Source organism: Bacteroidota bacterium, from assembly GCA_016213405.1.
GTDB lineage: Bacteria > Bacteroidota > Bacteroidia > Palsa-948 > Palsa-948 > Palsa-948.
The window spans coordinates 1-21,827 of the sequence record JACRAM010000023.1; the positions used below are offsets into that span (position 1 = coordinate 1).

The window sequence follows — 21,827 nt, forward strand, 5'->3', positions numbered from 1 at the left end:
AAAATGATTATTGTAGAAAATCTTTTCTCCATATACATTATAGATTTCAATACTCTTCATTTTCAAATTCTCAAATTGACCCATCTTCAAATTAAACACCCCGCCCGTGGGATTAGGATAAATATTTATTTCTTCTTTATTGATAAATTCATTGACTCCGGTAACTATGCCTAACTTTGCAATAAACATCTTATGTATCTGAGCGCTGGTGCTTAATGTAGTGGCGTCAAAGGAAATTGACGGACTTTCAAAATATCCTGCCACATATACATAGCCAGAAGCATCTGCAACAATAGATTTAGGAATATCTGCATCATTTCCACCAACTCTTATCGCCCAAATCACACTCCCAGACGAATCGTATTTTACCACAAATATGTCTGCTGAATTATTGGGAGAACTTAAAATAGTTGAGCCAAAGATGATGGTATTACTTGAAAATTCTCCTGTCAAATAGATATTACCTGAATTATCTACAACCATCGACCACGCAGCATCATTATTACCTCCCCCACCCGCCCTTTGCGCCCAAAGCACATTTCCCAAAGTATCGTATTTTACAATGAATATATCAGAAGCATTGATATGTGGCAGGGTAATAGAAGCAAAAGTGATAGAGGAACTATAAGAATATCCTGCCATATAAACATTACCAAACGCATCACAAGAAACAGAGGTTGCATAATCACCCGTAATTCCACTGGCGCTTTTTGCCCATAGAGCATTTCCAGATGCATCGTATTTAACAATAAATATTTCTGCCCATCCAGAATTCGTATTTGTTAATGTAGTAGAGCCAAAAGTAATGGAAGAACTCCTAAACGTTCCCGCCACATAAACATTACCGGAGGCATCGGAAGAAACGGATGCTGGACAATCAGGATTATTTCCACCCGCGCTTTTTGCCCACAGAACATTGCCGTTGGCATCGTACTTCACAATAAACATAGCATAATTACCACCTGCATTGGTCAATGTAGTAGAGCCAAAGGTGATGGATGAACTTTTAAAACTTCCAACCACATAAACATTTCCGAAAGCATCGGCAGTAACAGATAATGCAGAATCACCCAAAGTTCCTCCCGCCCTTTTTGCCCAAAGGATATTTCCGGCAGTATCGTATTTCGCAATAAACATATCTGTAGTGCCGATAGGATAACCGGAGACACCGGCATTGATTAAGGTATCGGAGCCAAAAATGATGGTGTCACTCCAATACCATCCTGCCATATATAAATTTCCAAAACCATCAGAAGCAACTGATTCGCCTTGATCCCAATCCTTTCCCCCTGCATTTTTTGCCCAAACCACACCTCCAATGGCATTATATTTAACAAGAAATATGTCGCCAGTTACTGTGGAACCAACAAGAGCGTTCAACGTAGTGCTACCAAAGGTGATAGATGTTCCTGCGAACATTCCCATCACATAACTATTGCCTGAAGCATCGGCAGTAACGGAAAACGCCTCTACATTCATGTTTGTTCCTGCTTGTTTTGCCCATGCCCAGCTTGGAATTTGCGCACAAGAAACAGGCGGAAGAAAACCTCTGACGGCAAATAAAATAAAAATTAATTGTAAGTTATTTTTCATTTCATAAAGGTATTAAAAAAAGCAGAGAGCGCCAAAAAAATCAATGGCACTCTCTGCATAAATTTATTTGTATTAATCTGCAATAATAAATTTTCCGTATGCAATAATTCCTGCGCTATCAGATAACTTATAAAAATACAAACCTTGCGGCATATTTCCTCTGTCAATAACAATATCGCCTGAGTTAATATTATTGATTGCTGAAACTACTCTGCCTGTAATATCATAAACCGATAAAACCGCATTGTTGATTTTAGTTTCAGCAGCCAATGTTAAAACAGCATTTGTAGAAAATGGATTGGGATATAGTCCATACTCAACAGAGTTGCTTTCTGATAATTGTGCATACCGCCCTCCATCAAGTACAGGTCCATCACAGGCACCAGTTGCACCATATTCTAAGGTGATAAAATCATTACTTTCATTCTGAACAACACTATTTCCTTCCACATAAACAAAATCTATTCCATAGCAACTTTTGTAAACAGTTTTTAAACCATATTTCCAAAACATCCCATCATCTGCTAAAATGGCATCAGAACCATAATCATAAGAAGCACTCCAAACATTGCTTCCATTAGTAGCATTATATCCCCGCGTAGTAATATTTATGGTCTTGGTACTGCCAACAAGTTCATCACTCATACCCGATATATATATTCTGTTTGTTATGGATGCATATTCTATTGCATATCCGTAATCAGTTCCACTTGCTTCAGGTGCAGATGCTGCACCATCATAAGTTACAGGATTTGTACTCCAACATGTAGAAAGTCCTCCTGCATTTGCATCATAAGCGGCAAGCAAATAATCGGCATCCGCTGAAGCACCCGTATTTTTTACCATATATCCTCCAGCATATACTATATCATAGGAAGTGCATTTAACACCAATCGCCACATCAGTGAAAACTTCATCTTTATTATAACTTGAATTGTTGTAGGGGGTTGTCCATATTAGACTACCGCTGCTGTTATATTTTATTATCACACCATCCGTTCCATTTGAAGAGGTAGTTCTATAACCCGCAACATAAACATTGCCTGCACCATCAACAGCCAAAGCGTTTGGAACATCAGACAATGTGCTTGCACTATTATCATATTGAGCGCCCCATGTTTGTGAACCGGTTGAAGCGTTGAGTTGAGCTGTCCACCAATCTCTCCCTTGGCTAGTATTTTGTATCCATCCCGTTACATATACAGCGCTTGAGGTCGCCTTTAAATCGGTTGCACAATGTTCCTTTCCGTAACCGGCAGAACTTCCTGATTTGGTGTATGGCGTACCGCTCCATCCCCACCCAGAATTGCCGACATTATCCTTGAGAACAATTAATTTCCAGTTGGTACCGTCAAATGAAGAACCTCCTACATATACGTTACTTGCGTCATAAACTGCAAGGCAAATTCCCCTTGGAACACCTCCACCCGTACCGCAATTATCTAAATCAACATAATGTTTTGGATAATTAGTTTGAACAACTCCTGAAGAGTTATATCTAATCAGTGTAAGGTCATCATATTCTGAAGCAGAAGTAGTATAAGTAACAGCAGCAACCCAAACATTCCCGCTGGCATCAACTGCAATTGCGTAGCCGGCTTCTACATCACAATTGCCTGTAGAGGAAACAACATTAGTTCGTGTATTCCATACTAAAGTACCTGAAGGGTTATACTTAATGGTTTGTATAGAACGATCTGTAGTTACCGGATTAGAAGTATTCTCTGCTCCTGTTACATACACATTTCCTGATGCATCGGTGGTTATAGCATATCCAGCATCAATTTTAGTGCTTGAACTGTTCCATGTTTTTGCCCATGTTGGCGTAGTTGGTTGTGCAAACACTCCATTTGCCGTTAAGCAAATTGCCACTCCCAGCAATATTGTCTTTGTAAAGTTAAGTTTTTTCATTTTGATTTTGTTTTTATTGTTTGTGTTTTACCCCTACTCTAAAGGGAGATTAATTATACGAAATACGAAGTACGAGTTAAATCCATCCCTCGTATATCGTATTTCGTAACTCGTACTTTGCCTTTCATCCTTTAGGGATTTAGCAACTGTTTTTTTTCTCCCTTTAAGGCAGGGGCATCGTCAAATAACCTTTCAACAAATGCCACAGGGGCTTGAGCACATATTCGCACAACGCCCCCGCGGCAATCACCAGCAAGGCAACAAAAAATATATTCTCAAGCAAACCGTTTATGGCTTTGTAGTTGAACATATCCTTTATGCCGTTGCTGGTTTTATTGTTTTGTTTCATAGCGATGTTTTTTCTTTTCTTTATTAATTAGGCGATTTTGGATCCGCATGACTAACAATAACTCCATTGCTTACGTAAACCGTGGCGGTTCCTAGTTCAATTCCTGCTGCCGAGTTGCATGTGCCCACAATATCACGCACCCAATAAACCGTGTGATGATGCGAGCAGGTTTGCAGATAGTAGGCAATCTGGTCATCGCTCACACCGCACTGCACTTTTGCTGCAGGAGCCGCGCTGATGGCAAACATGCCGAACAGCATGACGGAAGAAAGAATTAATTTTTTCATTGTGTTTTGTTTTTGTGATTACACAGATTTCAGAAATAGATTACACAGATGGTTTTTTATCAGTGGAATCATTGGTTTTCAGAATCGGTGTAATCGGTTTAGAAAACAAAGGAACAACCCCCGTTGAAAAAATCGGGGGACAAAATCGGCTTCTGATTACATTCGGCTATATAATTTTGTTTGAAAATTGTTTTTTTCTTATACCTTTGTTTAATGATTAATCCAAACACCATAGAACATCTTCATGAATTCATTCACGGTTTAACGCCCGAAGCAATACGATATGAAAAAAAATTCATGCGTTTTGTGGAGGCAAACACCTTTATAAAAAGATTATTCGATTACCTGCTCAGTCAAAAAAAATGCCCTGCTCTAAAGGATTGTAGTAAAGAAATTTGGTGCGGCTTCACAGATAAAAAATCGCAGGAGTTTCTTTTAAAACTGTGCATCCGGCTGCGAGACATATTGCTGGAAGCGATGATTCTGGATAACGCGCCAGTACCCTTTTTTAATGATTCGCCAGCCAGACAAGAAGATACCCTTCCTGAGGCAATGTTGCTCCGTAGAAGAATGGGGTATTTGAATGATTAATTCTGATTTGCAATACACAACATGGAAATACTTTATTCGCTCATACACAGTTTAACGCCCAACGAAACACAACTTGTTAAAAAATTTCTTTCCTGCTTTGCCAGCAGAGAGGGAGAAGAAAACACCCTGTCATTAAAACTCTTTGATTACCTGCAAAGCCGCAGCGAACTGCCGGAAGCGGAAACCTGCTGCATTTATATTTACGGAACTCCCCAAAAAGCAGAAACATTTGTGGTGCTCAAACACCGCCTGAAAGAAAAAATATTAGACCTGCTGCTCACCGATATTTCTGACGACAAACAGAAGGATTTGGACGAAGCCGATTATGCCATCGTCAAGATAAATAAGAAGAGCGCCCAGTTCAGGCAATTGTATTTTTCTAAAAAGAAATTACCATTGCTGCCTTATATGCTCGATGAAATTATTCTTCTCGCAAAAGAATACGAGGAGTATTCCATCCTAGTAGAACATCTTAAGCTAAAGAAAACAACAATAAACTGGAAGAAAGGAAAAAAAGAGTTTGAACAGATTAATAAGGAAATGGAAAAGTATTTGGAGTTCAACCGCATGATGAATAAAGCGGAGCATTGTTATCATGAGTTAAAACTATTAAGCGATTATACAAGCAAGCCCGATGATAAAAAGCTAAATACATTTTTTGCAATAGCCACTGCCGAGCTAGACGGATATTACGAGCAGACAAAATCCGCCTACATAAAATATTATCACAAGTTTTTAGAGCTGGGGTTTTATCAGCACCGCAATAATTATTCTAAAGCCCGCAGCGTTTGTCTGGAATTATTAGATGTTGTTATGGAGAACAAATCGGTTTACCGCAGGCAGCGTTTGGGAGTGGTGTATGATAATCTTTCGCGCTGCGAGTTTTATTTAAAAGATTATACGCAGGCGGCAAAGGATGCACGCGAAGCGCAAAAGTATTTCAATGCCGGTTCAGAAAACTATTGCATCGCCCTTGAGCAGGAGTTTTACGCCCTGTTTGCCATGGAGAAATATGAAGATGCCATTACGATGGCGGAGAAAATGATTTCGTCCGCCACCCGCAAAGAACTGGGCGAGTTCCGCGATGCCAAATACCATTACCTGCTTGCCAACGCGCTCTTCAAGAAAGAAAGATTCCGCGAGGCGCTCAACCTTCTTTCGCAGGAAAGAGAACTATCGGCAGACAAAGCCGGCTGGGAAATAGGCAGGCGCACGCTCAAAATAATGACGCTGGTTGAAATGAACCAATTGGATGAAGCCAGTTTGGCGGTGTATAGTTTAAAAAAGTTTTTCTCCCGCACAAAAGCTGAAGCTCCTATCAGCGCGCGCGATAAAATAATACGCAACCTGCTGCTGATGGCGGAAAGAAAAGGATTTGGGTTCAACCTATTGAATGGCGGCACGGATAAATACATGGAAAAGTTAGGAGCAGGGAGTTCGGAGTTTGAAGGAAATTCAAAATCAAAAATGGCTGCTCACTCCCAACTCAAAACTCCAGACTCCGAACTAAAATGGGAGCCCTTCACCCACGAGCTTTTCCCTTTTCATGAGTGGTTTGCAAGTAAGATGAAGAAGCCCATCCCCGCCCCTTCTCCAAGTAAAGGGAAAAAGAAAGTTGTTTTCCAGTAAATCATTTCTCTTCTATATTTAACTTAAATTCGGGTTCAAACTTATTCTACATAAGACTTACGCACTCTTTTGGCTGAAGCCATTTTTTCGGTTATTTCAATAGCCACGACCTTAAGGTCGTGGCAAATAATGAAAAATAATAGGGACTTTAGTCCAAAGTGCGTAAGTCCTACTACATTGATTTTAATCCGAAAGCATTGTTTGTTATTGGACTCCTTTGGAGTCCAATGTGAATAGAAAAACATTTAGCTATTCACATCCGACCCCTTCGGGGTCGAACAACATTTTACTTTGAACCCGAACTCACGGTAAATTTACTTTACCCTCTGCCATCCCTGTGTTGAGCAAAGCCGAACCATGCCCTCTTACATCTTCCTTGTCCTTACACCCTCACCCCAATCACGCAGATATCGTCCACCTGTTCTAAATCGCCCATCCAGCTTAAAATTGTTTTGTCAAGAACTTCTTTTTGCTCTGTCATTGGTTTATCCTGCATGGAGAGAAGCATGGCTTTAAACTGGTTGTACTTGAATTTCTTTGCATGCGAGCCGCCAAACTGGTCGGCATAGCCATCGGAGAAAATATAAATTGAATCGTTCTCTTTTATACTGATGATTTGGTTGGTAAACTTTTTTCTGTTCTCGAAAGCGCCTACGGGCTGCTTGTCGCCTTTTATTTCGGTGAGCGCCCCGTTGCTGATGTGATACAGCGGATTGTTGGCTCCGGCAAACTCCAGTGTTTTATTCTTGCGGTCATAACAGCAAAGCGCAATATCCATTCCGTCTTTTATCTCGCCATTGCTGCTCTGCCTGAAAGTTTCTTCCACCAGTTCGTTCAGTTTATCGAGTATCTCTGAGGGTTTCTCCAATCCGAATTCATTCACAGCGCGGTACAATCCGTTATTGCCAATGATGCTGACAAACGCTCCGGGCACGCCATGACCGGTGCAATCCACTACCGAAAAAAATAGTTTATCGCCTTTCTCCGCCATCCAGTAAAAATCTCCGCTCACAATATCTCTCGGCTTAAGAAAAACAAAATAATCCATCAACTGTTTGCTGATGTAATCATCGCTTGCCAGCAGCGCGTGCTGAATGCGCGATGCATATTTGATGCTGTCGGTGATGTCTTTGTTTTTTTCTTCCAGCTCTTCTTTCTGTTTCACCACTTCCATGGTTCGGTCTTTCACTTTTTGTTCTACCCCTTCATACATCAACGCGTTTTCAAGAGCGATGTTCACAAACACGGCAAGACTCTTCAGAATGTTCTGGTGATATTCCGTGTAGGCATTCTTTTTGAAACTCTGAACGGTTATCACGCCCACCTCTTTGTTGTTTTTCGAGATCAACGGCAGGTAAATGATGGAGGATACCATTTCTCCCATCACGGCTCCATAGGAAGTAAGGTGCGGAAGGTAATTGCGGAATCCGTTTTGAACATCGTTCAGGAAAATACTTTGCTTGTTGTTGAAGCACCAGGAGGAAAGCTTGTTGTGATCGTCCAGCGGAATAAAAAAGAACGGAAGTCTTTTTCTTTTCTCAAATGCTCCCGGAAAATCCAAACGGTTCCCGGGCTGATTATAAATTCCAATCCAGAAAACAGACGCGTCCATCAGGCGGTTAATGTTTTCATACGCTGTCTCAATAATTTTCTCCACCGAGAGGCAGGAAGTGATCTGCTGCCCTATTTCGCTGAGCAGTTTTATATTCTTATAGGTGAGTTCAATTTCTTCTTTCTGTTTCACCACCTGGGCGGTGCGCTCTTTAACTTTTCGCTCCACTTGCTCATACATCAGTGCGTTTTCAACAGCGATGGAAGTAAAGAGCGCCAGATTCCTGACAATGTTAAGGTGATATTCGGTGTACGAATTTTTCTTGAAACTCTGAATGGTGATAATGCCCAGCGTGTGCCTGTCTTTTGAAATGAGCGGAATCCAGATAGATGATTCAGGCATTTCTCCGGCAACGGGTTTAGGAGGCATGCCGTTAGGAATGTATTTAGCATAGTCCTTCAAATAATCATTCACAAAAGCTTCTTTCTGGTTTTTGAACGCCCAAACAGGCAGGTGGTTGTTTTCAGATAAATTGTAATACGCAGAGCCCACTGTTTTTCCTTTTTCTTTTCCGAGCGGATATTCAAGGCGCTGCGTGGTTTCATTGTAAATGCCGATCCAGAAGGAGGAAGCATCCATCAGCTGATTAATATTTTCATACGTGGTCTCGATGATTTTCTCTACCGTGAGGCAGGACGTGATTTGTTTTCCGATTTCGCTCAAAAGTTTTACATTCTGATAAGTGTTTTCAATTTCTTTTTTCTGAGAGGAGATTTCTGAATTAAAACGGGAAAGCTGTTCATTTGTTTTCCGGTTTCTCAAATAGCCGCGAAAGGCGAAAAACACCAGCAGCAGGGTGAGAATAACTCCAACTATTGCCGCGTAAATAATGGTGCGCTGTTTTTTCAGTTCTGCTTCTTTCAGTTGCGCGTCTTTATTCAGCAGTTCAATCGCTTTCTGATTTTTTTCATTCTCCAGACTGAAATGCATGCGGCTTACGCGCTCAATATTTTCCTGGTTCATGATGCTGTCGCGCACCTGAGAAAATAGTTTATAGGACTGAAATGCCTTTTTGTAATCTCCCATCTTTTGATAGACATCGGCAAACCCTTCATACGAATTTTTTGTTTCGTAATCATTACTTTCACTCTTCGCAACATCTAATCCTTTCTGAAGATTCTCAATTGCTTTATCATACTTATCCAGATTACTATATGCATTTCCAATATTGTTATACGCTTCTGCCACCCCACCGAAATCTTTGTTCCTTTCAAAAAGCGCCATTGCCTTTGTTGAATACTCAATGGCTTTTTCAAACGCGCCCAATTGGTTGTAAATGATTCCGAGATTTCCGAGCGGATAAGCGATATTCACATCGTCTCCTGTTTCAACATACAACCTATATGATTTGAGTTGCAGTTCAAGCGCTCTCAGATAATCGCCTGTTAACTGATAGCCCCATCCGGCATTGTTATTTGCCAGCGCCTGATCGTGCTTTGTTCCGATTTCTTCCCGTATCGCTAATATTTTCCGGTAATATTCCTGCGCCTTCTGATAATTTCCGGTATTCTCATAGAGGTTTCCAATATCATAATAATCTGTGGAGAGCCGCTTCTTGTCATTCTTCTCCAAATGAAGATGCATGGCTTTGTTTAAAAATTCGGCTGACTTTTCATAATCTCCTTCTTTGAAATAAAACTTTCCGATTTTATTATATACTATTCCACGCAAACTATCGCCTGAAGAGTTATTGACTAACTCATGAGCGCGGTTTAAATAACCGGCAGCATTCTTTGCATCATCCATTTTTTTGTAATGAACGTTCCAGAGCGAAATAAAAATATCAACCGTGCGCATGGTGTCGCCCAGGTATTCGCAAAGTTTCACCGCATCCAGAAAATTAGACACCGCTTTCGGATACTGCTTGGTGGTTACGTACAACTTAGCAATCCGTTCGTAACAAACAGCCATCTTATCTTTTCGGCTCGAAAGCGTTTCAAGGTCAAGAGCTTTTGTGTACTCCTGCAACGCTTCAACATAATCTCCCGTGTAGTTGAAGTAATCTCCGTACCGCCTGTAAAGAATAGCAAGTTCGGAATGGTGTTTAAGTTTTTCTCCCAGCGCAATACCATCCTTAATATATTTTAACGACTCATCATATTTGTCAATGTTATGCAGTTGCCAGGCAAGGTTGGAGAGTGTATTGACTTTATTAGTGTCCTCTTTCGCTGACTTCAAAACATTTTTAAGGCTGTCAATTACCTGAGAATGAGAAAAAGAAAAATAATAAAGAAAGAAGAATAGTACTAGCGGATATTGTCTGGGGAATTTCACGATAAAAAAAACAAATTTAAACTTTCACTAAGAACAACTCTTTCAATTTTGCAACGCAATAGTCAATTTCTTTTATTGTATTGTATTTGCTGAAAGAAAATCTTACTGACGGACGATTCATATCTGCACCAATCGTTTTCAGAACATGCGAGCCCTGGTTGCTGCCAGAAGCGCAGGCGCTTCCGCCCGATACAGCAATTCCTGCTATGTCAAGATTAAAAAGCATCATCTCTGCGTTTTCTGTAGGGGGGAACTGCACATTCAGAACCGTGTAAAGCGAACTTCCTTTTGCGTCACCGTTAAATTCAATTCCCGGAATATTTTTTTCCAGCAGTTCAATCATGTAGGTTTTCAATCCCTGAATATGAGCGTGATGCGCTTGCATCTCACGATGGGCAATCTCAAACGCTTTTCCGATTCCAACAATGCCATAAAGATTTTCAGTTCCACCACGCATGTTTCTTTCCTGCGAGCCACCATAAATCAGCGGTTGAATTTTGACTTTGCTGCTGATATATAAAAAACCAATTCCTTTCGGCCCGTGAAATTTATGTGCTGTGCCATTTACCATATGAACATTCACGCTTTGCAAATCTATTTTATAATGCGCCATCGTTTGCGTAGAGTCGCAGTGAAAAATTGCATTGTGTTTTTCACATATCTCCCCCACTCTCTTCATCGGGAGAAGATTTCCGATTTCATTGTTGGCGTGCATCAACGTAACAAATGTCCGTTGTTGCTTATCACCTGACGGCTGACCACTTGCAACTAACTCTTCCAAATGATTCAAATCAATATGGCCTTTCTTATCGAGATTGATATAACTTAGTTTTATTTTTCCTGCACGTTCAAGCGCTTCAACACAATGAAGAACTGCATAGTGTTCGATTTTACTGGTGATGATATGTTTCACCGCTAAATCATCCACTGCACTTCTGATGGCGGTGTTGATGGCTTCTGTTCCTCCGGAAGTAAAAAATATTTCGGCAGGGGAAACATTCAGATTCTTTGCAATTATTTTTCTGGCTCCTTCAATGGCAGCGCGCGTTTTTCTGCCAAAAGAATGTATGGAAGAAGGATTTCCGAAATGCTCCTGCATGAATGGAAGCATTGCATCTAAAACTTCTTTGTCGAGAGGAGTGGTAGCGGCATTGTCCAGATAAACCGTCATGATGAATGCACGTTTCGGTTTGACTTAATAAGTTCTTTGATATCTGAAATTATTTTTTGGGACAAATTATCTGCTGTTGACTGCGACTCGCTTTCAGAATAAATCCGGATGATGGGCTCTGTGTTTGACCTTCGGAGATGAACCCATTCTTTTCCGAATTCAATCTTAACTCCGTCCACCGTACTGATCGGCTGCTTTTTATATTTTTCTTTTACACCTGCCAGAATTTTATCTACATCAATTCCATTTATCAGTTCTATTTTATTTTTTGAAATATGATAATCCGGATAACTGGCTCTGAGCATAGAACATGATTTTCCAAACTTTGCAAGATGTGTAAGAAACAAAGCAATGCCTGCCAGCGCATCTCTTCCGTAGTGTATTTCAGGATAGATCACTCCGCCATTACCTTCTCCGCCAATCACTGCTTTCTGTTTTTTCATCATCTCCACCACATTCACTTCTCCGACTGCGGAAGCAAAATAACTTCCTCCGGCTTTTTCTGTTACATCTTTCAGCGCGCGGGTGGAGGAAAGGTTTGAAACGGTATTTCCTTTTTTTGAATGCTTCAAAATATAATCCGCTACAGCCACCAGTGTATATTCTTCACCGAACATTTCTCCGTCTTCGCAAACTATCGCAAGGCGGTCCACATCAGGGTCAACCGCTATGCCGAGGTGCGCTTTATTTTTTGTTACCGCTTTAGATAAATCACGAAGGTGTTCCGGCAGAGGTTCAGGATTATGGGCGAAATCACCGGTAGGATCGCAATTCACTTTAAAAATAGTTTCAACACCAAGCGCCTCCAGAAGCATCGGAACAGCGATTCCACCTGTGGAGTTCACAGCGTCAACAGCAATCCTGAATTTCTTTTCCTTGATTGCTTTTTTATCAACTAAATTGAGTGCAAGAATTTTATCTATGTGTTTCTTAAAATAATCATTTACTTCTGTCTTCCTTCCGAGAGAAGCAACATCCGCAAATGCAAAATTTTCTTCTTCAGCTATTTTCAAAACCAGCTGTCCTTCTTTTTCAGAAATAAATTCACCATCAGCATTCAGAAGTTTCAAGGCGTTCCATTGTTTCGGGTTATGGCTGGCTGTAATAATGATTCCTCCGTTCGCTTTTTCATCTGTCACTGCAATCTCAACCGTGGGTGTTGTGGATAACCCCAAATCAACCACATCAATTCCGAGACCTAGTAAAGCAGATGAAACTAATTTACTCACCATTTCTCCAGAGATTCTCGCATCTCTTCCAATCACTACTTTTACTTTTTTCCCTTTCGTTTTTTGGTTAATCACCCAGGTTCCATAAGCAGAAGTGAATTTTACAATATCGGCAGGAGTCAGGTTCTCGCCCGTCTTGCCGCCAATTGTTCCGCGAATTCCTGATATGGATTTTATAAGCACGTTGCCTGATTTTAAGAGGAACAAAGATAATTTTTCGGGTGGATTAAGAGTTAAAAAAAATAAAACGTGTGAATGATTTCAAAATATCCGCTATTCATTTTCTTTTAACTTTGTTTGCCATGCAGCACAATGATTTGATAAAGCGCTTTGAAGAAATGCTTGAAAATAATACACGCGCTTTTTTTGATGCGGATGAATTCGACATTCTTATAGATTATTTTCTCACTTCCAACCAATATCAGAAGGCGCTCAAGGCGGTTGATTTTGCGCTGGAGCAATATCCTTTCTCCATAGAATTTACCATCCGAAAATCACAGATGCTCAGCGCGAACAAGGAAACACGCAAGGCGCTTGAACTTCTCTCACAGGCGGAAATCATTGACCCGCTTCATCCGGAAATTTTTATGACACGCGGTTCTATTTACAGCCTGACAGGACTTCCTGAAAAAGCAATTGAGAATTTCAAAAAAGCAATTGAGCATGCCGAAGGTCAGAAAGAACTTATTGAAGACGGATATTTGTATCTCGCATTCGAACATGAGAACCTTGAAGAGTTTGATGATGCAATTTTTTGTCTGAAGAAAGTGATAGATATTAATCCTAAGAACGATGCTGCGCTCTATGAAATCTCCTATTGTTTTGAAGTGGGTGGAAAAGATAACGAAGCGGTAGAATACTTTAATAAATTTCTTGACAAGCATTCTTACAGCAGCTGCGCCTGGTTTAATTTGGGTGTCGTATATAACCGCCTCGGCAATTTTGAAAAAGCAATTGAAGCGTATGATTATGTCATCGCAATAAAAGAAGATTTCGCGCCAGCCTATTTCAACAAAGCAAACTCGCTCGCCAATCTGGATAAGCTCAAAGAAGCGATTGCCTGCTACGAAGAAACATTCAAGCATGAAAAACCTGAAGCGATAACGTATTGCTATATCGGAGAGTGCTATGAGAAGCTGAAAAATTTTGAGCAGTCGCTCGTCAATTACAATCGGGCAGTTTCACTTGACCCGAATCTTGCTGATGCGTGGATAGGAATGGGAATTGTTCTTGACCAGCAGGATAAACTTACACAGGGAATTCATTACCTGAAAAAGGCAATTGAGATTGACAAAACAAACGCGGATTATTGGTATGTGATAGGAGATGCCTATCAGAAATTAGGTTTCATTGATGAAGCCATTGATGCCTACAAAAAAGTAACTGAGATTGATCCTTCCGTAGAAAATATCTGGCTGGATTATTCCAATTTACTTTTTGAAGAGGGACAAAAAGAAGAAGCTGTTGAAATTCTCGCTATGGGAATCAAGCATCACCCCGACAGTGCAGAACTTTTTTACCGAATGGCTGCTTGCCTTTTGTGGGTTGGGAAAAAACAAGAAGCGCTCACGTATCTTCAGAGCGCACTTCAACTGGATTACAAAAAACACAAAGAGATTTTTAAATTCCTACCCGAACTCAGAAAAAACAGAACCGTGATTGACATGATTAAATCCTACAGAAAAAGATGAATATAACACTCCCGCATATTCCAAAAAGAACAAAACGCCCGAGAAAAGATGGCGTTACGATGGTGATGGATAAAGGGCTCAGCATCCGTCAGGCAGAAGACCTGATTGAAAGCGCCAGCGATTTCATTGACTTCATCAAACTCGGATTCGGCACTTCTGTGATTACAAAAAATCTTGCCGAAAAAATAAAACTTTACAAGGAAGCAGATATGAAAGTTTATTTTGGCGGTACACTCTTTGAAGCATTTATTATTCGGGGAATGTTTGACGAGTATTGCGAGTTCATAGACAAATATAAACTTGATGCAGCAGAAGTATCTGATGGCTCTATAGAAATTAAACACGATAAAAAATGCGAATACATTTCAAAACTCTCTAAGAATTACACAGTGCTATCAGAAGTTGGTTCAAAAGAAGAAGGAATCATTATTCATCCCGCCATGTGGATTAAGATGATGAACAAAGAAATTGAAGCAGGCTCATGGAAAGTAATTGCGGAAGCAAGAGAAAGCGGAACAGTTGGAATTTACCGTTCAAGCGGACATGCTCACGAATCTCTTGTGAAAAAAATTACAGCTAATGTAAAACAGGAAAACATCATCTGGGAAGCGCCAAAAAAATCGCAACAGGTGTGGTGGATTAAACAATTAGGCGTGAATGTGAATCTCGGAAATATCGCGCCTGAAGAAGCGCTGTCGCTTGAAACATTACGCCTTGGTTTGAGAGGAGATACATTTTTTACTTTCCTTCCTAAAGAATTAATTAAAAAAACATAGAGATTGTAGCGAATGTTTTAGGAATGAAGCAAAAGGCATGTTATCATCCATAATGATTTACAAAATTCACTTCAAAGAATATGAAAATCATCTACAAAAAAAATAGATGCATAACAATCACAATACTACAACGCAGATGATTTTAGAAAACAGTCTGAAATCATTGATGGTTTTATTTATCGGGTCCTTATTATTTGTAATTATCATTACTATTTTTCCATTAGTTGGCTCTTTGACAATGGATAATTTCCCCATACTAGAAATAATAAAAGACAATTTCAAATTACTGATTCCATTATTTATAGCGAGCCTGCTAATTAGTCCTTTGTTAGGATGGGGTTCCTGTAAATTCAAAAAAAGAAGATTCTTTTCTTTATTTGGAATTTGTATTGGTGGCTGTTGGGTGGCAATTGTTTTTACTTTATTTATTTGGTCGGACTTTACCATAGACAGAAAAGAATTTGGTTCTTTTATGCTTATCTCTGCGTGGGGACTTATAGCCTATTCCTTTATAATAGTTCCTATTCTAGTACCTGCAATTATAATAATTGAAAAATGGACTCGTTAATATTAACAACCACTAAAAAACAAAGTCGTATGAAGGAGATTACTTGTACAGATCTAAAAAAGATGATGGATGCTGAAGAAGATTTTCAGCTCATTGATGTGCGCGAAGAAAATGAAGTGGATATTGCCAGCATTGGAGGCCAGTTAATTCCCATGGGGGAAGTAATGGATAACCTTGATAAAATTTCTAAAGACAAAAAAGTAGTCGTGTATTGCCGTTCAGGAAAACGTTCAGGTGCCATTGCACAAGCACTGGAACAAAACGGATTTACTAATATTCACAACCTCAAAGGCGGAATTCTCGCATGGGCGGATGAAATTGATACTGCCATGACAAAATATTAATTCCGCTTGATAGAATTATTCAAACATATTCTTCATCTTGATTTTGAATGGCTGTTCCAGCAATACGGAACAGCAGTGTATGTAATTTTATTTATTGTTATTTTTATTGAGACGGGTGTAGTTGCTTTTCCGTTTCTCCCGGGCGATTCTCTTCTTTTTACTGCAGGGTTGTTTGCAAGACTCGGATATATGAATATTAGTTTTCTTCTTCTTCTTCTTCTTGTAGCAGCTGTGCTTGGCGATAATTCAAACTACTGGATTGGAAGAACTCTCGGACTGAAAGTGCTGAAAATAAAACTAAGAGGAAAGAATATCGTTAAACAGGAATACCTGAACAAAACACATTCCTTCTATGAAAAATACGGAATAAAGACAATAATTATGGCAAGGTTTGTTCCCATTGTACGAACTTTCGCACCATTCGTTGCGGGCATAGCACAAATGGATTATAAAAAATTTTTACCGTTTGATATTATAGGAGGAGCCATATGGATTCTGAGTTTGACATTTGCCGGATATTTCCTGGGAGAAATTGAATGGATAAGAAAAAACATTGAACTGGTTGCGCTTGGAATTATTTTCATTTCCATTCTTCCTATTATTTTTGAATATATGAAACACAAACTTGCGAAGAAATGAAAACATACGGACTGATTGGTTTTCCTCTCTCTCACTCTTTCTCTCAAAAATACTTTACTGAAAAATTTAAGATTGAAAATATTCCAGATTGCGAATTCAGAAATTTTCTTTTAGATGACATAAATAAATTTCCAGAACTCATTAAGTCTACACCATCGCTATGTGGATTAAGCATTACGATTCCTCATAAGCAGAATGTGATTAAGTTTCTGGATGTAGTGGATGCTTCTGCAAAAGAAATTGGCGCAGTAAACTGCATAAAACGATGGCAGATGGCGGATGGCGGATGGCGGATGGCTGGATACAACACAGATATTTTTGGTTTTGAGAAATCATTAATTCCTCTTCTCAAATCTTATCATACACACGCTCTTATCTTAGGAACTGGCGGAGCAGCAAAAGCAGTAGTATATGTTTTAGATAAGCTTAAAATTAAATTTAGGTATGTTTCAAGAACTATAAACCATTTATCTTACACAGAAATAAACCAAAAAATAATTCAAGAAAATTTATTAATTATCAATGCAACTCCTCTGGGAATGTTTCCTAACATTAATAACTATCCGAATATACCTTATAAGTTTCTTTCTTCAGCGCATTTGCTCTACGACCTAACTTACAATCCTGAAGAAACTCTATTCCTGAAAAAAGGGAAAGAAAATGGAGCGCAGGCAAAAAACGGATTGGAGATGCTACACCTGCAAGCTGAAAAGTCTTGGGAAATCTGGAACAGCCCATCCTAAATCCTTCCCAAAGGGATGGACTTTATTAACTTTGTATTGATGAATTTTAATCTCACATCCTCATTTTACCCCACAGGCGACCAGCCAGATGCAATCAAACAATTGGTGAAAGGCGTGAATAACAAAATGTCTTTTCAAACTCTGCTTGGCGTAACAGGTTCAGGAAAAACTTTTACAGTGGCGAATGTGATTCAGCAGACTCAAAAACCAACGCTCGTGCTCAGCCACAACAAAACACTCGCTGCACAATTATTCGGTGAGTTCAAGCAATTCTTTCCAAAGAATGCAGTGGAATATTTTGTTTCTTACTATGATTATTACCAGCCGGAAGCATTTCTTCCTTCAAGCAATACTTATATTGAAAAAGATTTAGCGATCAACGATGAGATAGAAAAATTTCGCCTGAGCGCTACTTCCGCCTTGCTCTCCGGCAGAAGGGATGTAATTGTGATTTCATCCGTGAGTTGCATTTACGGCATCGGAAATCCTGCAGAGTTTCATAAAAATATTGTATCCATAAAAAAAGGAGATAAGATCAGCAGAAATAAATTTCTTCATCAATTAGTTGCTTCCCTATATTCAAGAACAGAAATAGATTTCAATCGTGGAAACTTTCGTGTGAAAGGAGATACTGTTGATGTGAATCTTGCCTATGCGGATTATTCCGTTCGCATATTATTTTTCGGAGATGAGATAGAGGAAATTAAAACTTTTGAAACATCTACAGGAAGGATGATGGAAAAGTTTGACAGCTACATAATTTATCCTGCAAATATTTTTGTCACATCACCTGACACCATCAATAAGGCTATCTCTAACATTCAACTCGATTTGGGCAAACAAGTTGATTATTATACCGAAATCGGAAAAGCAGAAGAAGCAAAACGTTTGTACGACCGCGTTACGCACGATGTAGAGATGATGAAAGAACTCGGTTATTGTTCGGGAATAGAAAACTACTCGCGCTACTTTGACGGAAGAAAACCAGGCACCCGTCCGTTCTGCCTGCTGGATTATTTCCCGGATGATTTCCTGATGGTGATCGATGAAAGCCACGCCACCATTCCGCAGATACATGCGATGTATGGAGGCGACCGCTCGCGCAAAGAAGTTCTGGTGGAATATGGCTTCCGCCTTCCCGCAGCTATGGATAATCGCCCGCTCAAGTTTGACGAGTTTGAACAACTTTTGAATCAGGTAATTTTTGTGAGCGCAACACCTTCTGAGTTTGAATTAAAATTATCCGAAGGGATTGTAGTGGAGCAACTAATCCGACCTACAGGTTTGCTTGATCCGATGATTGAAATTCGTTCCACACAAAATCAAATTGACGATTTGCTGGAAGAAATAAGAATAGTAGCAGAGCGTGATGAACGCGTACTCGTCACCACACTCACAAAAAGAATGGCAGAAGAACTCGCCAAATTTCTTGCCAACGCTGGAGTGCGCTGCCGTTATATTCATTCTGACATTGACACAATGGAGCGCGTGGAAATACTCAGAGATTTGCGTCTTGGTTTATTTGATGTTCTCGTTGGGATAAATCTTTTACGCGAAGGATTGGATTTGCCTGAAGTCTCCCTTGTTGCAATTCTTGACGCTGATAAAGAAGGATTCCTTCGTTCGGAGCGCTCACTCGTGCAAGTAACAGGAAGATCCGCGCGCAACGTGAATGGAAAAGTTATCATGTACGGAGATAAAATTACCGACTCCATGCAAAAAACCATGGATGAAACTACACGCAGAAGAAAAAAACAAATTGAATATAATTACAAACACAACATTACCCCACAGTCCATCATAAAAGCAAAAAGCAAATTAACTCCTTTAGGAGGAGGCGCAGGAGGAACATCTCCATATGCCTATATAGAAAAAGAAACTCTTGATTACGCAGCCGACCCTGTTACCCAATACATGACGCAGGAACAAGTTGAAAAAGTAATTTTAAAACTGAGAAAAGAAATCTCCCGTGCGGCAAAAGAAATGGATTTTATGGAAGCCGCCAGATTGAGGGACGAACTGTTTGCAATGGAGAAAAAATTAAAAAAATAATTTTTTTGTTCTCTTTATTATTTTATCTTTGTTTAACAATTAAATTTCACGCAAATGAAAATACTATTACCAATTATTCTTTCCCTCACGTTTATCACAAGTATTTCCTTTTCTCAATGCTATACAGCCGATTCAATACTCTATGCTCCGGAAAGCAATGCAGGAACTCCTGCTCTAGTAAACATAGACGATCAGTGGTCCGGAGTAATTCCAATCGGATTTACTTTTTGTTTTTATGGAGATACTTTCAACCAGTGTGTCATCGGCTCCAATGAAGTTATTTCTTTTAATTTGGCAAACGCAAGCGGATATAATACATGGCCCATCAGCGCTGCCATTCCTTCTACAACTCCGGCCGATTTATTAAACTCCATCATGGCTCCATGGCAGGATGTGGATGCTTCATTAGGAGGCGCCATTACCTACAATACAAGTGGAACTACTCCCAACCGGAAATTTGTTGTGTCATTTAACAACATACCGATGTTTTCTGCTACATGCAATAATTTGACTTCAACGAGCCAGATAATTCTTTATGAAACTTCAAACGTAATCGAAATACATATTCTCAACAAAGATACTTGCACTACATGGAACAGCGGTGCGGCTATTGAAGGAATACAAGATGCTACCGGCACTCTGGCACTCGCAGTTCCCGGCAGAAATTATCCGACTCAATGGGTGGCAACTAATGATGGATACAGATTCACTCCCGGTTGCGCACCCTGCGGCAATCCGATTTCAGTAAATGAAAACAATCAATCTGAAGATGTGTTGATTTATCCAAATCCTGCCGGCAATGAAGTGACCCTATCGCTTCCTTCAAATCAAAAAGAAAAATTTTCTTTAGTTATGCGAAACGTTCTTGGACAGGAAATTTTGAATCTGAAAAATATTTCCGGAACTACACAAATCAACATTGCAAATATTCATAACGGAATATACCTAATAGAACTTACTTCAAATAATTCTGAGAGAAGGATTGTTGAAAAACTTGTAGTTGAAAAATAATTACGGGAATTTAATCCCGCTGCATTCAGGGCAATTCACCCATGGAACTGTTGCATTGTATTTTGAATTAATCGCACGTATAAATTCATTGGCAACAAGCACATACCCCTTTTGATTGGGATGATAACCATCCAGTGAAAAAAATCCTCCGCTCACAAACTCCGCGTTGAAATCCTCTCCATCCCATTTTATTCCTGTTTGAACTTTTTTGAAATACGCATTCATATCCACTAAGGCGAGTTTATATTTCTGCGCCATTACTGTAATTACATTATTGTAGTCAGCAATAATCTGGTTAACCACTTTAACCTCTGAAGTATCTAAAACATATTGGTCTGGCATTGGAGTAAACGCTCCAAGAAAATTACATTTCATTGAATCTATCGGCACACTGAGCAAAATATAATCTCCGTTTCTCATTTTGCGGTAGCCGGGAGGTGGAGCCGTTGAAGCAGGGTCTTCTATCATAAAACCATTTTTTCCTATTTGAAAAGCTGTAGAACCGGAATATAAAGAATCGCCAAAGTATAGCATATTAAGAGAATCTTTAAGATTCCTGGTGAGTTCAAGACCATCCCAAGGTATAGTTGTGTAAAAAGGAAATGAAGTAAAATCAGGAATATTCGCAATCACTCCCTGTGAGGGAAGTTGCGAAAGAACAGAGTCAAGTTTTGTATAGAAGGATGAAGGAGAAAGAATGGTAGTGCTATAAGCGCCATGACTCACATAATCATAAACATCTTCCATGCCTGCCCACAAAGCAAAAAATGTTGGCTGTTGCGCTTTCGCATCGCTGAGCATAGTGGAGACTCCTGCGCTACTGGCAAAACGAGCGTAATACGGATTGCTATTTCCTGAATTTCCGAGAGAAGAATTAGTATAATCAGAAATTTTCGCAAAAGGCACTCCGAAGTTTTGAAAGTTGCCGCTCTGATGCTGCAAATAAATTCCGGCAGAAGAAATATTGAAATCATCTTTTATGGGAAACAAAGAAGAAACTCCCTTGCAATCTGCTTTGAAACGAAGCTTGCTTGATGTTTCAAAATCACTTTCCCACGACTTTGGATTTAGTCCAAGTCCGGAATTATCCGGCATGAATGGCTGAACAAATTCAGCGGGTCCTCCTGCAAGGTGAATGTATTTTGCCAGTTGATAGGCAAGCGAATATTGCTGTCCGTCTTTATACAACGCGCCATCCTGATATCCAGCAATGAAACTTCCGCCTAATGCAATGAATTTTGAAAAGTCGGCATCGCCTGATGAAGGTTCAGGGTTTTTCAAATTGGGACGGCAAGTAGAAAGTAAGAAGTAAGAAGTAAGAAGTAAGAAATAAATACAAATTTTAGTTTTCATGAGT

The 21,827-nt window shown here is 39.7% G+C and carries 18 protein-coding genes; 10 read left to right on the top strand and 8 right to left on the bottom strand.

All coding sequences use genetic code 11. The features are described 5' to 3' along the window. The 4 genes from HY841_02810 to HY841_02825 all read right to left on the bottom strand — a co-directional run. Positions 1-1,593, bottom strand: a 1,593-nt coding sequence (locus HY841_02810) for a hypothetical protein (GenBank protein ID MBI4929666.1), incomplete at its 3' end; no start/stop codon positions are given. 72 nt (positions 1,594-1,665) lie between these two features. Continuing rightward, entirely contained in the window at positions 1,666-3,504 is a 1,839-nt protein-coding gene (locus HY841_02815; GenBank protein MBI4929667.1) for a T9SS type A sorting domain-containing protein, read from the bottom strand. A gap of 163 nt (positions 3,505-3,667) precedes the next feature. Continuing rightward, the gene (locus tag HY841_02820) at positions 3,668-3,853 is read right to left on the bottom strand and encodes a hypothetical protein (GenBank protein MBI4929668.1); all 186 of its coding nucleotides are present in this window, start codon (positions 3,851-3,853) and stop codon (positions 3,668-3,670) included. Between the two features lie 23 nt (positions 3,854-3,876). Next, positions 3,877-4,140, bottom strand: coding sequence for a hypothetical protein (locus tag HY841_02825; protein MBI4929669.1), 264 nt, complete (start codon positions 4,138-4,140; stop codon positions 3,877-3,879). Between the two features lie 213 nt (positions 4,141-4,353). Between HY841_02825 and HY841_02830 the strand changes: the two genes are divergently transcribed. Both HY841_02830 and HY841_02835 read left to right on the top strand, forming a co-directional pair. Continuing rightward, positions 4,354-4,731, top strand: a complete 378-nt coding sequence (locus tag HY841_02830; GenBank protein MBI4929670.1) for a hypothetical protein — start codon at positions 4,354-4,356, stop codon at positions 4,729-4,731. A 21-nt stretch (positions 4,732-4,752) separates the two neighbouring features. Beyond that, positions 4,753-6,360 carry a hypothetical protein gene (locus HY841_02835; protein ID MBI4929671.1) on the top strand — a complete coding sequence of 536 codons (1,608 nt, stop codon included), beginning with the start codon at positions 4,753-4,755 and terminating at the stop codon, positions 6,358-6,360. A 382-nt stretch (positions 6,361-6,742) separates the two neighbouring features. Here HY841_02835 and HY841_02840 read toward each other — a convergent pair whose 3' ends face one another. The 3 genes from HY841_02840 to glmM are packed head-to-tail and all read right to left on the bottom strand — an operon-like array spanning position 6,743 to position 12,829. Beyond that, positions 6,743-10,246, bottom strand: a complete 3,504-nt coding sequence (locus HY841_02840) for a tetratricopeptide repeat protein (protein ID MBI4929672.1) — start codon at positions 10,244-10,246, stop codon at positions 6,743-6,745. Positions 10,247-10,262: 16 nt separating this feature from the next. After that, positions 10,263-11,417, bottom strand: coding sequence for a cysteine desulfurase (locus HY841_02845; protein ID MBI4929673.1), 1,155 nt, complete (start codon positions 11,415-11,417; stop codon positions 10,263-10,265). Then, on the bottom strand, positions 11,414-12,829 hold the full coding sequence (glmM, locus tag HY841_02850) for a phosphoglucosamine mutase (GenBank protein ID MBI4929674.1): 1,416 nt from the start codon (positions 12,827-12,829) through the stop codon (positions 11,414-11,416). The genes HY841_02845 and glmM overlap by 4 nt, the downstream gene beginning before the upstream one ends. A gap of 68 nt (positions 12,830-12,897) precedes the next feature. Here glmM and HY841_02855 point away from each other — a divergent pair, with 68 nt between their 5' ends. From HY841_02855 to HY841_02890, 8 genes are all read left to right on the top strand, one after another. Next, the gene (locus tag HY841_02855; GenBank protein ID MBI4929675.1) at positions 12,898-14,337 is read left to right on the top strand and encodes a tetratricopeptide repeat protein; all 1,440 of its coding nucleotides are present in this window, start codon (positions 12,898-12,900) and stop codon (positions 14,335-14,337) included. After that, positions 14,334-15,113, top strand: coding sequence for a phosphosulfolactate synthase (locus HY841_02860; protein MBI4929676.1), 780 nt, complete (start codon positions 14,334-14,336; stop codon positions 15,111-15,113). Before HY841_02855 ends, HY841_02860 begins: the two co-directional genes overlap by 4 nt. Positions 15,114-15,249: 136 nt before the next feature. Then, the gene (locus HY841_02865) at positions 15,250-15,681 is read left to right on the top strand and encodes a hypothetical protein (protein MBI4929677.1); all 432 of its coding nucleotides are present in this window, start codon (positions 15,250-15,252) and stop codon (positions 15,679-15,681) included. A gap of 29 nt (positions 15,682-15,710) precedes the next feature. Continuing rightward, the gene (locus HY841_02870; protein MBI4929678.1) at positions 15,711-16,025 is read left to right on the top strand and encodes a rhodanese-like domain-containing protein; all 315 of its coding nucleotides are present in this window, start codon (positions 15,711-15,713) and stop codon (positions 16,023-16,025) included. A gap of 6 nt (positions 16,026-16,031) precedes the next feature. Then, positions 16,032-16,664, top strand: a complete 633-nt coding sequence (locus tag HY841_02875; GenBank protein MBI4929679.1) for a VTT domain-containing protein — start codon at positions 16,032-16,034, stop codon at positions 16,662-16,664. After that, positions 16,661-17,407: a shikimate dehydrogenase gene (locus HY841_02880; protein MBI4929680.1), complete on the top strand. Its 747-nt coding sequence runs from the start codon at positions 16,661-16,663 to the stop codon at positions 17,405-17,407. Before HY841_02875 ends, HY841_02880 begins: the two co-directional genes overlap by 4 nt. Before the next feature lie 39 nt (positions 17,408-17,446). Then, positions 17,447-19,459: an excinuclease ABC subunit UvrB gene (gene uvrB, locus HY841_02885; GenBank protein MBI4929681.1), complete on the top strand. Its 2,013-nt coding sequence runs from the start codon at positions 17,447-17,449 to the stop codon at positions 19,457-19,459. 54 nt (positions 19,460-19,513) lie between these two features. Beyond that, positions 19,514-20,470, top strand: a complete 957-nt coding sequence (locus tag HY841_02890; GenBank protein ID MBI4929682.1) for a T9SS type A sorting domain-containing protein — start codon at positions 19,514-19,516, stop codon at positions 20,468-20,470. On the opposite strand, the gene HY841_02895 is transcribed toward HY841_02890, so the two are convergent. Next, the gene (locus tag HY841_02895) at positions 20,471-21,823 is read right to left on the bottom strand and encodes an SGNH/GDSL hydrolase family protein (GenBank protein ID MBI4929683.1); all 1,353 of its coding nucleotides are present in this window, start codon (positions 21,821-21,823) and stop codon (positions 20,471-20,473) included. Positions 21,824-21,827 lie beyond the last annotated feature (4 nt).

Coding starts and splice junctions, on each gene's coding strand:
- HY841_02890 (MBI4929682.1), top strand. CDS start 19,514: ATGAAAATACTATTACCAATTATTCTTTCCCTCACGTTTATCACAAGT.
- HY841_02880 (MBI4929680.1), top strand. CDS start 16,661: ATGAAAACATACGGACTGATTGGTTTTCCTCTCTCTCACTCTTTCTCT.
- HY841_02870 (MBI4929678.1), top strand. CDS start 15,711: ATGAAGGAGATTACTTGTACAGATCTAAAAAAGATGATGGATGCTGAA.
- HY841_02815 (MBI4929667.1), bottom strand. CDS start 3,504: ATGAAAAAACTTAACTTTACAAAGACAATATTGCTGGGAGTGGCAATT.
- HY841_02825 (MBI4929669.1), bottom strand. CDS start 4,140: ATGAAAAAATTAATTCTTTCTTCCGTCATGCTGTTCGGCATGTTTGCC.
- HY841_02820 (MBI4929668.1), bottom strand. CDS start 3,853: ATGAAACAAAACAATAAAACCAGCAACGGCATAAAGGATATGTTCAAC.
- HY841_02865 (MBI4929677.1), top strand. CDS start 15,250: ATGATTTTAGAAAACAGTCTGAAATCATTGATGGTTTTATTTATCGGG.
- HY841_02830 (MBI4929670.1), top strand. CDS start 4,354: ATGATTAATCCAAACACCATAGAACATCTTCATGAATTCATTCACGGT.
- uvrB (MBI4929681.1), top strand. CDS start 17,447: ATGAATTTTAATCTCACATCCTCATTTTACCCCACAGGCGACCAGCCA.
- HY841_02835 (MBI4929671.1), top strand. CDS start 4,753: ATGGAAATACTTTATTCGCTCATACACAGTTTAACGCCCAACGAAACA.
- HY841_02895 (MBI4929683.1), bottom strand. CDS start 21,823: ATGAAAACTAAAATTTGTATTTATTTCTTACTTCTTACTTCTTACTTC.
- HY841_02860 (MBI4929676.1), top strand. CDS start 14,334: ATGAATATAACACTCCCGCATATTCCAAAAAGAACAAAACGCCCGAGA.
- HY841_02845 (MBI4929673.1), bottom strand. CDS start 11,417: ATGACGGTTTATCTGGACAATGCCGCTACCACTCCTCTCGACAAAGAA.